We start from the raw sequence: 13,391 nt of genomic DNA on the forward strand, positions 1-13,391 counted from the left end.
AAAAATTGATGTGATTTGTAACAAGAAAGCACCACATAGAAGCCCCGCTGAAAGCGGATAAAACCTTTTATCTTGGTAGTTTTCAGTTAATTACACAGAGAAATATTTCGTATTACGCGTTCAGCTTACTGTGTTTATATTTTCAATTTTGTAGCACGCAGAATGCTCAAAAAGGAACGTAAGTCATTTTAAAACATGTTACAGGAAGAATAAGATACAAAGACATTCCTGCTGATGAATACATCTATGCTGCATCACAAGAGAAAGCGTGGTGAGTCGCGATTAAATAAGGCACACATATAAAACGGCACTGACAACCTTTCGACGAAGAGGACGAATAAGAAGGCCTGCTCGGAGTGTGATGATAAGTGAAGGCTGTTCGTTGCTTGAAGACAAGTATGATGTCTTTAAATACAAAAAAGCCCGGCATAGAGCCGAGCTTTTGGTACACAGTTTCCAGAGTAACTCTGAAAGCATAATTCCCGATAAGAGGAAATTAACGCTTAGAGAACTGTGGACGACGACGTGCTTTACGTAGACCAACTTTCTTACGTTCAACGCAACGAGCGTCACGAGTAACGTAGCCAGCTGCGCGTAGAGCAGGACGTAGAGACTCATCGTATTCCATAAGCGCGCGAGTGATACCGTGACGGATAGCACCAGCTTGACCAGAAATACCGCCGCCTTTAACTGTTACGTAAAGGTCTAGCTTTTCAGTTAGTTCAACTAGCTCTAGAGGTTGTTGTACAACCATACGTGCTGTTGGACGACCGAAGTATTCGTCAAGGTTACGCTTGTTTACTACAATGTTACCGCTGCCTGGTTTAATGAAAACACGTGCAGCTGAGCTTTTGCGACGGCCAGTGCCGTAGTATTGATTCTCTGCCATTTTCGAAATCCCCAATTAGATGTCTAGTACTTGTGGTTGTTGAGCAACATGGTTGTGCTCAGCGCCCGCGTAAACTTTTAGCTTACGGTACATAGCACGGCCTAGAGGACCACGTGGAAGCATGCCTTTAACTGCAAGCTCAAGAGCCATCTCAGGTTTACGATCGATCAACTTTTCAAAAGTGATAGATTTTAGACCACCTGGGAATTCAGAGTGACGGTAGTACACTTTGTTCTTAGCTTTGTTACCAGTTACAGCAACTTTCTCAGCGTTGATAACGATGATGTAATCACCAGTGTCAACGTGAGGAGTGTATTCAGCTTTATGTTTGCCACGTAGGCGAGATGCAATTTCACTTGCTAGACGGCCAAGAGTTTTACCTTCAGCGTCTACAACGTACCAGTCGCGTTTTACAGTTTCTGGTTTAGCAACGAAAGTTTTCATGCTAACAATAACCCGTTAATTAAATTTTAAACTTTAAAGGAACACCCAATAGTGCTCCCACACTGTCTAAGAGCCCAGTCATCACCCCTTCGAGTCGTTGGTACTCTCGACCTTCAATTTCGAAATAACTTCGATAATCAGGTCTGCAGTAACGGTGGGTCGCAGGATTATAGAGAAGAGCGAAGAAAAAATCACCTTTTTTTGCGCCAAATCACTAATTTTTTCTTCACTTTTTTAAGAACCCATTGGATCTAGGCCAAATGTTCACGCGCGAGATACTCATGACTTTGCATCTCAGTAAGCCGAGACAAACAGCGCTTAAATTCGAACTCTAACTGCCCGTCAGTATATAAGTCGGCCATTGGCACTTCAGCAGAAATAATCAACTTAACATTGCGCTCGTAAAACTCATCGACCAGCGCGATAAAGCGTCTCGCCGCATCATCTATTTTTCGGTTCATTTGTTGAACATCTGCCAGTAATACAGTGTGGTAAATACGAGACAATTCAATGTAGTCATTTTGACTGCGAGCAGTTTGACACAACTGAGCAAACGACGCATGCAGCACCCCGTCACTTGCTTCAATCACCGCTAGTTGACGGTGGTTAACTTCGATTTGATGAGCAACAAACTGACGCTCTCCAGTCAGCTGCTGATAATATTTGTTAAGGTTTATGCTAGCCTGCTCATCAAGCGGGTAATGGTATATTTCAGCCTGTTCTAACGTTCTTAAGCGATAATCAACGCCACTATCGACATTCAACACTTCACAACGTGCCAAAATCATATCGATCGCGGGCAAAAAGCGCGCTCTTTGCAAACCGTTACGATATAAGTTCTGCGGCTCAATGTTTGAAGTCGCGACTAGGATCATCTGCCGCTTGAACATTTCTTGAAGTAGCGTTGCAAGGATCATCGCATCAGTAATGTCGGAAACAAAAAATTCATCAAAGCAAACCACATCGGCTTCTTCTTTAAATTTATCCGCCACTTTTGATAGCGGATTTTCGACATCACCTAACAGCTTCAACTCATCATGTACTCGATACATAAATCGATGGAAGTGGACGCGCATTTTTCTTTGGGTCGGTAAAGCATCAAAAAATGCATCCATAAGGTAGGTTTTACCGCGACCTACCCCACCCCAAAAGTAAAGACCTTTTGGTGGTTCAGGCTTGTCGATTTTTTTCCCCATTAGCTTTTGCCATTTGGAAAGCTGAGGAACAGGCGCTGACTGAAATTCAACGATAGCATGGTAAAGCTTGTCTAATGCAACGACCGCTTGATACTGAGCTTCATCACGCTGAAACCCGTGTTCTGCTATGTCTTTTTGATATTGTTGTAGTGGTGTCATCGTATTAAGTCGTATAGAGGTATAGAGAAAAGGGTTACCTCGGGGTCAACTTTGAGAATAGAGAGAAGTAGTTATCAGTCCCCGAAGACATACTGCTATTTTTCTTTATCGGCTGTTCAAGCCATAGTAACATGGACGAGCACCGCGTGTAACTAAGTAGTAAAAGACTTGTTAAAACAACTATAAGGAGCAGTTATGCCTTGGATTTATGCCATTGTGGGTTTGCTGGTCGGTACAATCGTAGGCGTAGTCATTAGTAGACTAACCACCCCTGAATACAAAAAACAAAAGTCTGTGCAGAAAGAACTTGAAGCGGCCAAGTTTGAATTAGAGCAACAACGTCAAGAGCTCGTCGATCACTTTGCACAAACCGCAGAAATGTTGGACACCCTAGGTAAAGATTACACCAAGCTATACCAACATATGGCCAAGACCTCTTCTGAGCTTTTGCCAAACTTACCAGAACAAGACAACCCGTTTGATAAGAAAACGGCAATGTCGTCTGAAACCATTGCAGAAGATCAACCAGAGTTTAACGAACAACCAAAAGACTACGCTAATGGCGCCACCGGTCTTTTGAAGGATCAAGAGAAAGAAATCATTAATGCTCCCGAAGCGGTAACCGCAAAAGCATCATAATCCTCTCTTACTTCTATCTAGGGCCGATACATTTGTATCGGCCCTTTTTTGAACTTTTTCCCCTCACCTTCGCTCTAACTTGGGTGTGCACTGCCTCCCCTTTTGATTGTCCGAACTAGACCCTATATTAGTTATTAACAAAGTGAACTAACCGTTCGGATATTTCTTTTTGGCAGACATGTTTCAAGAGGAGTTATTGGATGAAAAAACCACTGCTTGCGCTCACCGTTCTATCTCTGAGTTTGGGTTCGATTATTGCCCCAGTTCAAGCCACTGCCGCATTACCTTTGAATGTGGATGGCCAACAGTTACCTAGCTTGGCACCAATGCTTGAGAAGGTGACCCCAGCTGTTGTGAGTATTGCTGTAGAAGGTAAACAAGTACAAACCAGCCGCATTCCCGAGCAATTTCAATTTTTCTTTGGCCCAGACTTTCCTATGGAACAAAGGCGAGAGCGCCCGTTCAGAGGTTTAGGGTCTGGTGTCATTATTGATGCGAAGAAAGGCCATATTGTCACTAACTACCATGTGATCAAGGGCGCAGATGAGATTCGAGTTCGCCTCTTTGACGGGCGCGAGTATGACGCTACGCTCGTTGGCGGTGATGAAATGGCCGATGTTGCGTTACTTAAATTAGAGAAAGCGAAAAACTTAACGCAGATTAAAGTCGCGGATTCCGACAAACTGCGTGTCGGTGACTTTACGGTTGCGATTGGTAACCCATTTGGGCTCGGTCAAACCGTAACTTCGGGTATTGTTTCAGCCCTTGGCCGTAGTGGCTTAAACGTTGAAAACTTCGAAAACTTCATCCAAACCGATGCCGCAATTAACAGCGGTAACTCTGGTGGTGCATTGGTCAACCTTAATGGTGAGCTGATCGGTATTAATACTGCGATTTTAGGCCCTAACGGCGGTAATGTGGGTATTGGCTTTGCGATTCCATCAAACATGATGAAAAACCTCACTGATCAAATTCTAGAGTTTGGTGAAGTCAAACGCGGCATGTTGGGTGTGCAAGGTGGCGAAGTAACCTCTGAGCTAGCTGATGCACTGGGTTACGAGTCGAGTAAAGGGGCCTTTATTGGTCAAGTCGTACCGGACAGCGCAGCCGATAAAGCAGGGTTAAAAGCCGGTGACGTAATTGTATCGGTGAACGGCAAAGCGATTAATACTTTCTCAGAGCTCCGCGCAAAAGTGGCAACACTGGGCGCAGGTAAAGAAATCACATTAGGTGTGGTTCGAGATGGTAAGAATAAAACCTTTAATGTAACGCTTGGCGAATCTACGAATATGAAAGCTAAAGCGGAGACATTACATGAGGGACTCAAAGGTGCGGAGTTAAGCAATACAACACCAAGTGATGTAATCCAAGGTGTTAAAGTATCGAGCGTTGCAGATAACTCTCCGGCTGCTCAATATCAATTACAACAAGGTGACATTATTATCGGAGTGAACCGTCAACGAGTGAAAAACCTTGCCGAGCTTCGTACAATCGTAGAGAAACACAAAGGTGTACTGGCTCTTAATATTCAACGTGGTGAACGTACTATTTATCTTGTCATTCGTTAACCACTTTCAAAGTGATAGAAAATAAGGTTTTCGATGCATAGTACTGAGTGATAAGGCTCGATCACTTTTCCTTATCGCTCAATAACTAATGAAAAGGGCAGCGCGATGACGTGCTGCCCTTTTGTTATTTTTCAATGTAATGCTATTCTTCATCTTCGATGCCATTTTGGCGCTCACGCATGGAGAGGATATGCTCAGCTTTTTATTACGTTCTGTCTTTTTAGGCTTGGCTACTGCCGCAGTGGTATTACTGGCGGTTCCATCTTTGCGCAACAACGTAATTCCTGCCGCGCTTGATCCTCAACCTGTTAATATCGCATCAGTCGAATTGACGTTTAATCAAGCGGTCCGAAGAGCAGCGCCTGCCGTGGTAAACATCTACAGTCGTAAGTATGTTGAGAATGATCGTAGTAAACTCTCAACTCAAGGCCTGGGGTCAGGGGTCATTGTTAGTGAGAAAGGCTACATCATTACTAACTATCATGTGGTTGCTCAAGCTGATCAAATTGTTGTGGCATTACAAGACGGCAGAGCCGCAGCGGCTCAGCTCGTGGGGACAGATAAGCGTACTGATATAGCCGTGCTGCGTGTCGAAGGTTCGAATTTGCCCGTAATCCCTCTGAACTCTAATTACAAACCACAAGTGGGCGATGTAGTACTAGCCATCGGTAACCCATACAACCTTGGACAAACCACAACGTTCGGCATTATTTCTGCCACAGGTCGTTCATCTATTAGCGATGGTCGTCAAGCATTCATTCAAACCGATGCCGCCATCAATGAAGGTAACTCTGGTGGAGCCCTAGTGAACACACAAGGCGAGCTCGTCGGCATTAATACCGCCTCTTTTCAGCAAGCGACAGATTTAGAAACTTACGGGATCTCTTTTGCGATCCCTGCGCCGCTAGCCAGTAAGATCATGCAGAAAATCATCGCTGATGGCCGCGTGATTCGTGGTTATATTGGAATCGACGGCCAAGACATTAATGCGGTCACTGCTCGCCTACTTGGAAATGAACACATAGGTGGTATTGTCGTACTTGGTATTGATCCAAATGGTCCAGCAAATGCGGCTGGCTTTCAAAAACAAGATATCATTATCAGTATTGATGGCAATAAGGTTCAGGGGCGTCAGAGCGTTATGGATATCGTCACCGATTTACGGCCTGGCACCACCGTGGACGTCGGTATCATTCGCAAAGGAAAAGAGATGACCTTGAAAGTCACCATTGCTGAAGACAAGCAAGAAGCATAAAAAATCCCAGCCATTGGCTGGGATTTTTATTTGTGCGTTACTCGCTATCGCTCGGTGTTTCCGTCGTATCGGAATCATCTAGCTCAACTTCAATGCGAGTGACTCGCTGCAAACCTCTCGGTAATAACCCACCTCGGCGACCACGTTCGCCACGGAAGTTATCAAGGTCAGACGGTTTAAGACCCAACTTTCGCTTACCCGCGTACAGCGTTAACGATGCACCTTTTGGTAAAGACATTAAGTGAGATAGTACTTCTTCTCGCTCTTTTGCTTTAGCTGCAGGAATGTTGATGATCTTATTCCCTTTACCTTTCGCCAGTTGTGGCAAGTCTTTGATTGGGAACAGCAGCATGCGACCTTGGTTAGTGATTGCTAAGATTTCATCAGAGTCTAAATCTTCAATCTCTTTTGGCGTCATGATCTCAGAGTTGGCAGGTAAAGTGACGAGCGCTTTACCGCTGCGGTTTTTAGACAGCAAGTCCGCGCCTTTACATACAAAGCCGTAACCTGCATCTGAACCCACCAGCCACAGCTGATCTTCTTCACTCATGATGACTTGGCGAATACTGCTACCAGCCGTAATATTCAAGCGACCGGTAATCGGCTCACCTTGACTACGAGCAGAAGGCAGTGAGTGCGATTCCAGAGAGTAACTTCGACCGTCACTACCTAGGAATACCGCAGGCTGATTACTCTTACCTCGAGCATGCGCTAAATACTTATCACCCGACTTATAGTTTAAGCCTTCGGCATCCACGTCATGGCCTTTCGCGTGACGAATCCAACCTTTCTCAGAAAGCACAACCGTGATTGGCTCACTTGGTACGAGGTCACGTTCAGTCAGCGCTTTTGCTTCTGCACGCTCAACCATTGGAGAGCGACGGTCATCACCGTATTTCTCTGCGTCTGCTTTGATTTCTTTTTTCAGTAGTGTGTTCAGACGACGCTCAGAACCGAGTAGCTGTTCTAGCTTCTCACGCTCTTTCTCTAGCTCGTCTTGCTCACCACGGATCTTCATCTCTTCTAGTTTCGCTAGATGACGAAGTTTGGTATCTAAAATTGCATCCGCTTGGATATCGGTAATACCAAAGCGTTCCATCAGCACCGCTTTTGGATCGTCTTCAGTACGGATGATCTCAATCACTTCATCTAGGTTGAGGTAAGCAACTAACAAACCTTCCAAGATGTGTAGACGAGCCATTACTTTGTCTAGACGGTGTTGTAAACGACGACGCACAGTCGTACGACGGAACTCGATCCACTCAGATAGAATTTGCACCAGACCTTTAACTTGAGGACGGTTATCCAAACCAATCATGTTCAAGTTAACGCGGTAACTGCGCTCAAGATCCGTTGATGCGAACAAGTGGTTCATCAACAAGTCACAATCGACACGGTTTGACTTAGGCACCACAACGATACGCGTTGGGTTCTCGTGATCCGATTCGTCACGAAGATCGTCAACCATTGGCAGCTTCTTCGCACGCATCTGGTTAGCGATTTGCTCAAGCAGTTTGGCACCCGATACTTGGTGAGGCAAAGAAGTGATAACAATATCAGAACCTTCTTTATGCCAAACCGCGCGCATTTTGATGCTGCCACGACCGTTGCGGTAAATCTTCTCGATATCCGCTTGCGGCGAGATAATTTCTGCTTCTGTTGGGTAATCCGGACCTTTGACATACTGCATCACGTCCGGCAGTTCTGCTTTCGGGTTGTCGATCAAATGAATAGTCGCATCTGCGATTTCACGAACGTTGTGCGGTGGGATGTCTGTTGCCATACCAACGGCAATGCCGGTTACACCGTTAAGCAGGATATGAGGCAGACGTGCTGGCAACATTTGTGGCTCTTTCATTGTGCCATCAAAGTTAGGTTGCCATTCAACCGTGCCCTGACCAAGTTCGCCAAGCAATACTTCAGCAAACTTAGACAGTTTTGCTTCGGTATAACGCATTGCCGCAAATGATTTCGGATCATCTGGCGCACCCCAGTTACCTTGACCATCCACTAATGGATAGCGGTAAGAGAATGGCTGAGCCATCAATACCATCGCTTCGTAACACGCTGAATCACCGTGCGGATGGTATTTACCTAGCACGTCACCAACGGTACGTGCAGATTTTTTGTATTTTGCTGATGCAGAGAGACCAAGCTCTGACATCGCATAAATGATGCGTCGTTGAACCGGCTTTAAGCCATCACCAATGTATGGCAAGGCGCGGTCCATGATTACGTACATCGAGTAGTTCAGATAAGCGTCTTCAGTGAACTTGCGCATTGGCAATTGTTCGACGCCATCGTAGGTAATTTCTGTAGACATCCGTTACACCTCTGCCAAGTCGCCGTTGTTTTGTAGCCAAGAACGACGGTCATCTGCACGCTTTTTACCTAGCAGCATGTCCATCATTTCCATGGTCGCCGTAGAGTCGTCAATGGTTAACTGCACTAAGCGACGCGTGTTCGGATCCATGGTGGTTTCACGCAACTGAAGTGGGTTCATCTCACCCAGACCTTTGAATCGTTGCACGTTGATTTTGGCTTTCTTCTTCGACAAGCGCTCTAAAATGCCATCTTTTTCATCATCATCGAGGGCGTAGAACACTTCTTTCCCGCAGTCGATTCGATACAGAGGCGGCATCGCCACATAGATATGACCCGCTTCCACTAGTGCGCGGAAGTGACGAGTAAATAGAGCACAAAGCAGCGTTGCGATGTGAAGACCATCCGAGTCCGCATCGGCAAGGATACAGATCTTACCGTAACGAAGACTCTCGAGGTTGTCGCTATCTGGGTCAATACCCAAAGCAACTGAGATATCGTGTACTTCTTGAGACGCAAGAACTTGATCGGCAGAGACTTCCCACGTGTTCAAGATCTTACCACGCAGTGGCATCACGGCTTGGAATTCACGGTCACGTGCCTGTTTTGCCGAGCCACCCGCAGAGTCACCCTCCACAAAGAAGATTTCCGTGCGACTTAAGTCCTGTGCAGAACAGTCGGTCAACTTACCTGGCAGTGCCGGGCCAGAAGCCACTTTCTTACGTACGACTTTTTTCGCCGCTCGCATACGACGATGCGCGTTAGCGATACAGACTTCTGCCAATTGCTCTGCGAGCTGAGGCTTTTCGTTCAACCAAAGACTGAACGCATCTTTTACAACGCCAGAGACAAATGCCGCGGTTTGACGAGAAGAGAGACGTTCCTTGGTCTGGCCTGCAAATTGTGGATCTTGAATTTTAACCGACAGCACGTAAGAACAGCGGTCGAAAACGTCATCACCCGTTAGCTTCACACCACGAGGTAATAGATTACGGAACTCACAGAATTCGCGCATCGCTTCCAACAAGCCTTGGCGTAAACCATTAACGTGCGTACCACCTTGAGCGGTTGGGATTAGGTTAACGTAGCTTTCGGTGATCATTTCACCGCCTTCTGGCTGCCAAATTACCGCCCAGTTTGCCGCTTCAGTATCCGCCAAGAACTCACCAGTAAATGGTTCTTCAGGAATAACTGGATAGCCTTTTACACCTTCCGCAAGATAGTCTTTAAGACCGTCTTCGTAGTACCACTTATAGTCTTTGCCATTAACTTTGTCGGTTAATGTGATTTCTAAGCCCGGACACAAAACCGCTTTTGCGCGCAGGTTGTTGACTAAGCGCGTCACAGAGAAGTTAGCCGAATCGAAGTACTTCGCATCAGGCCAGAAATGTACGCTGGTACCGCGATTGCGACGACCACATGTGCCAGTTACGGTCAGATCAGACACTTTCTCGCCGTGTTCAAATGCAATTTCATACACTTGACCATCACGACGAACTGTTACTTCAACGCGTTTTGACAACGCGTTTACTACAGATATACCTACCCCGTGCAAACCACCAGAGAATTGGTAGTTTTTGTTAGAGAACTTACCACCCGCATGTAGCTTACATAGAATTAGCTCTACGCCTGATACTTTCTCTTCTGGGTGGATATCAACAGGCATGCCTCGACCATCATCGATCACTTCGAGTGATTGGTCAGCATGTAGGATGACTTGTACTTTTGAGGCATGTCCGGCTAGCGCTTCATCGACACTGTTGTCGATAACTTCTTGGCCCAAATGGTTTGGGCGCGCTGTATCCGTATACATCCCTGGTCGGCGACGTACTGGCTCTAAGCCATTCAGTACTTCAATGGCACCAGCATTATATTGTTCAGTCATAATACGGAATTATTCTCAAAGTTTACTTGTTGCCTGAGTATCACCAATGGGCGTACCCATACTCAGGAAACGAAAAAGCCACCCTGTTCACATCACTAAGAGTTTGTAAACATGATGCATAACAAAGTAGCCAGGGTCCTCGACCCTTAAGATCTTTTGGCAAAACATAGTCGGAAAGCATACCGCCCATGTCAAGAAACGGTTGGATATATCAATAAAAACTATGAGCCTTTTCCAATCGCTTTCGAATTACAGTTCTAGAAATTCGATAATCTGTGCAGGATAACGCTCAAAGCCTACAAAACTGTGATCACCGCCTTGTTCTACTGTTTGCTTAGCGTCTGCAAACTTATCTACCGCTTGTCGATAGTCTAAAACCTCATCTTCTGTTTGTTGCAATAACCAAAAAGAATGTGGCGACGCGATGCTTTGTACATCAAGAGCTTTTAACTCGTCAATATGACAAGCTTCAAGTGTATAGGTTTCATGCGTATATGGGTTAGTTTGCTTACCCAAATAATCTACTAGCAACTCATAAGGCTTGACTGCGGGGTTGACCACTACCGCTTTAAACCCAAACTTGTCATTTAGCCACGTTGACATAAAACCGCCTAATGAGCTGCCCACTAGACCAATTTTATAGTCGTCTTTATATTGCTCGATAATATCCAACAACATTTTCGCCGCTTGCTGAGGATAACAAGGTAACTGGGGAACAATCACCTTAATATCAGGCCTATGTTGCTCGCAGTAGGCTCTCATCACATTCGCTTTCATGGAGAGTGGAGAGCTATTAAAGCCATGGATATAGAGAAGAAGTGAAGGTTTACTCATAGATATCTCGCACAAAAAAGCGAGCCCGAACAGAGAGCTCGGGCGCGTTAGTAGCCGTTAGAAGAGAAGTCTGGTTGGAACTGGCCATCAGGAAGCCGACCTACTTGGGTCGTAATATCGCCACAAGCGTGTAGTTGCAGCTCCCGCCAACCAGGCGAAGTGGTATCAAGGGCAAAATCATCCGAGTTAGGCTTAAACTGAACACAAGTTGAGGGTGTTGCCATCACTCGAATGCCCTTGTGAAGCACATTCATATCTTGATGAACATGACCACAGAGAATGCCTTTCACGTTATCAAAACGCTCGACAACCTGCCAAAACGCTTCGGCATCTTTTAAAGTATGTTGATCAAGCCACGCGCTTCCCACCAGTAACGGGTGATGATGCAACAAAACAAGTGTGTGTCTTTCTGGGTGTTCGGCTAGCTTTTCTTCGAGTAGCGTTAATTGCTGATCACTCAAGCGCCCATGAGGAACGCCAACAACTTGCGAGTCTAAAAGAATTAACTGCCAATGCTCGCCAAGCAACACATGCTCTGCGGCTTTGATTTGTGGCGAAGGCAAAACACTGCCCATATTAGGCTTGTAATCATGATTACCAGGTAGCCAAAAGCAGTCTTTCTCTAGCGGTTCAATGCCGTTGGCAAAGCGCTGATAAGATTCTGCACTATGGTCTTGGGAAATATCGCCCGTCGCCAAGATGTAATCAAACGCCACGTTGCGGCGTAAAACATCAGCAACAACAGCATTAAAGCTATCGACTGTTTTTACGCTTAGCAAACTTCCCTCATCGGCAGCAAACAGATGAGTATCCGTAATTTGTAAAAGTTTGATGCTGTCACTAGATGATTGCAAAATGAAAACCTGATTCGTCCACTATATCGTTATTTGTTATTTTCCTTTAGTGACGTGACGATCAATTGAAGGCAAGTGGTGTTCTACTGATACCACTTCGTAAACAAAACGTCAGCCATTCACCGAGGAATGTGTTTAATTGATGCTTTTCATCTTTCTGCATCAGTTGGTCATTGGGATAATCATACTTAGCTTTTATGCGAGAGAACTCTCCGCTTGAGCATACTTCGGCTACTCTCGCATCATGATAAAGCCTGACAGACATCGTCGGTAAAGGAAACACTGGCGTTTCATCACTCTGACATATCTCAACAACTGTGGTGTATTTTGTGATTTCATTCACGGTCAATTGGTAAACCATGTTCGCCGCTTGGTAGCAACGTACATCCCCAACTTCGGCAGAAGCAGGCAATAAGGCGTTCAACTTAGCGTAGTTGGTCTCATACGTTCTCATAAGACCAGCTAAATCAACATGATATTGTTGTTTTTCAGCCAATTGTGCCATTACTCACTCTCCACCGTTTGGGATTGTCCCCATTCTGACTTTAACTCTTGATGGTGTAATTGCAGCCATTGCAACGCAATAATCGACGCACCATTTTCAAATTTCCCGTCCTTCACCCATTGATACGCCGTTTCACGACTCATGACATGAACTCGGATATCTTCATTCTCATAGTCTAAACCATGAATGCCGTGCGCTTTAGACGCATCCACTTCACCAACAAAGACGTCTAGCTTTTCCGAGCAACCACCAGCCGAAGGATAATAAGAAGTGACAGGTACAACGCGCCCCACCTGAATCCCCGCTTCTTCGACAGCCTCTCGACGAATTACGGCTTCAGCAGATTCATCGCGGTCAATCATACCGGCGACAATTTCTAGCTGCCAAGGGTGTTCATGTTCCAACGCGCCAATACGAATCTGTTCAATGATTACGACCTGGTCCGTCTTTGGATCATAAGGAAGCATCGCTGCTGCGTGACCACGCTCGAACATTTCTCGTTCGACAACTCCACTCCAACCACCAGCAAATAGCCTATGCTGAAAGCGGTATTTCACCATTTTGAAAAAACCTTCAAATAAGGTTTCTTTCGAGATGACTTTTACATCTCGCGAAGTAAAATCTTGTTGTTGTTTGTCACGCTGTTGCATTCAACACCTCTCTGAGTGAATCCTGTAGTTTACTCATTGTTATTCGCTTGCTCAAAGGACTTGGCTCAACTTTTTGTATAATAGTTACAAATTAATTTAAGTCTTTGCTAAAAATTTATTGCACAAGTGGATAATTACGTGTAAAAAAGTGCAAACTTTAGAGTAAATATCGTGCAAATTGAGTTAAACTA

The 13,391-nt window shown here is 45.4% G+C and carries 12 protein-coding genes; 3 read left to right on the plus strand and 9 right to left on the minus strand.

The window, feature by feature from the left end; all coding sequences use genetic code 11:
• Positions 1–496 precede the first annotated feature (496 nt).
• From rpsI to zapE, 3 genes are all read right to left on the minus strand, one after another.
• Positions 497–889: a 30S ribosomal protein S9 gene (rpsI, locus tag R7E51_RS16130; RefSeq protein WP_005372876.1), complete on the minus strand. Its 393-nt coding sequence runs from the start codon at positions 887–889 to the stop codon at positions 497–499.
• Between the two features lie 15 nt (positions 890–904).
• On the minus strand, positions 905–1,333 hold the full coding sequence (rplM, locus tag R7E51_RS16135; RefSeq protein ID WP_005372872.1) for a 50S ribosomal protein L13: 429 nt from the start codon (positions 1,331–1,333) through the stop codon (positions 905–907).
• Positions 1,334–1,584: 251 nt separating this feature from the next.
• The gene (zapE, locus tag R7E51_RS16140; RefSeq protein ID WP_005387411.1) at positions 1,585–2,688 is read right to left on the minus strand and encodes a cell division protein ZapE; all 1,104 of its coding nucleotides are present in this window, start codon (positions 2,686–2,688) and stop codon (positions 1,585–1,587) included.
• A 195-nt stretch (positions 2,689–2,883) separates the two neighbouring features.
• Here zapE and zapG point away from each other — a divergent pair, with 195 nt between their 5' ends.
• From zapG to degS, 3 genes are all read left to right on the plus strand, one after another.
• Positions 2,884–3,327, plus strand: coding sequence for a Z-ring associated protein ZapG (gene zapG / locus R7E51_RS16145; protein WP_005379861.1), 444 nt, complete (start codon positions 2,884–2,886; stop codon positions 3,325–3,327).
• Between the two features lie 200 nt (positions 3,328–3,527).
• Positions 3,528–4,895, plus strand: a complete 1,368-nt coding sequence (locus R7E51_RS16150) for a Do family serine endopeptidase (RefSeq protein WP_017820244.1) — start codon at positions 3,528–3,530, stop codon at positions 4,893–4,895.
• Positions 4,896–5,085: 190 nt separating this feature from the next.
• Positions 5,086–6,150: an outer membrane-stress sensor serine endopeptidase DegS gene (gene degS / locus R7E51_RS16155; protein ID WP_017633606.1), complete on the plus strand. Its 1,065-nt coding sequence runs from the start codon at positions 5,086–5,088 to the stop codon at positions 6,148–6,150.
• A 37-nt stretch (positions 6,151–6,187) separates the two neighbouring features.
• Here the strand turns inward: degS and parC are convergent, their stop codons facing one another.
• The 6 genes from parC to nudF form a co-directional block, all read right to left on the minus strand.
• Entirely contained in the window at positions 6,188–8,473 is a 2,286-nt protein-coding gene (gene parC / locus R7E51_RS16160; protein WP_017633605.1) for a DNA topoisomerase IV subunit A, read from the minus strand.
• A 3-nt stretch (positions 8,474–8,476) separates the two neighbouring features.
• Positions 8,477–10,357 (minus strand): DNA topoisomerase IV subunit B, encoded by a 1,881-nt coding sequence (parE, locus tag R7E51_RS16165; protein ID WP_005387417.1) that lies wholly within the window; start codon positions 10,355–10,357, stop codon positions 8,477–8,479.
• A 249-nt stretch (positions 10,358–10,606) separates the two neighbouring features.
• Complete coding sequence (yqiA, locus tag R7E51_RS16170) at positions 10,607–11,191, minus strand: esterase YqiA (protein ID WP_017820245.1); 585 nt, start codon at positions 11,189–11,191, stop codon at positions 10,607–10,609.
• Positions 11,192–11,238: 47 nt separating this feature from the next.
• On the minus strand, positions 11,239–12,045 hold the full coding sequence (cpdA, locus tag R7E51_RS16175; RefSeq protein WP_005387419.1) for a 3',5'-cyclic-AMP phosphodiesterase: 807 nt from the start codon (positions 12,043–12,045) through the stop codon (positions 11,239–11,241).
• Positions 12,046–12,106: 61 nt separating this feature from the next.
• Positions 12,107–12,550 carry a DUF1249 family protein gene (locus R7E51_RS16180; protein ID WP_017633603.1) on the minus strand — a complete coding sequence of 148 codons (444 nt, stop codon included), beginning with the start codon at positions 12,548–12,550 and terminating at the stop codon, positions 12,107–12,109.
• The gene (gene nudF, locus R7E51_RS16185) at positions 12,550–13,200 is read right to left on the minus strand and encodes an ADP-ribose diphosphatase (protein ID WP_017820247.1); all 651 of its coding nucleotides are present in this window, start codon (positions 13,198–13,200) and stop codon (positions 12,550–12,552) included. Before nudF ends, R7E51_RS16180 begins: the two co-directional genes overlap by 1 nt.
• Positions 13,201–13,391 lie beyond the last annotated feature (191 nt).

It is taken from the genome of Vibrio sp. Vb1166 (assembly GCF_033338695.1).
Lineage (GTDB): Bacteria > Pseudomonadota > Gammaproteobacteria > Enterobacterales > Vibrionaceae > Vibrio > Vibrio alginolyticus.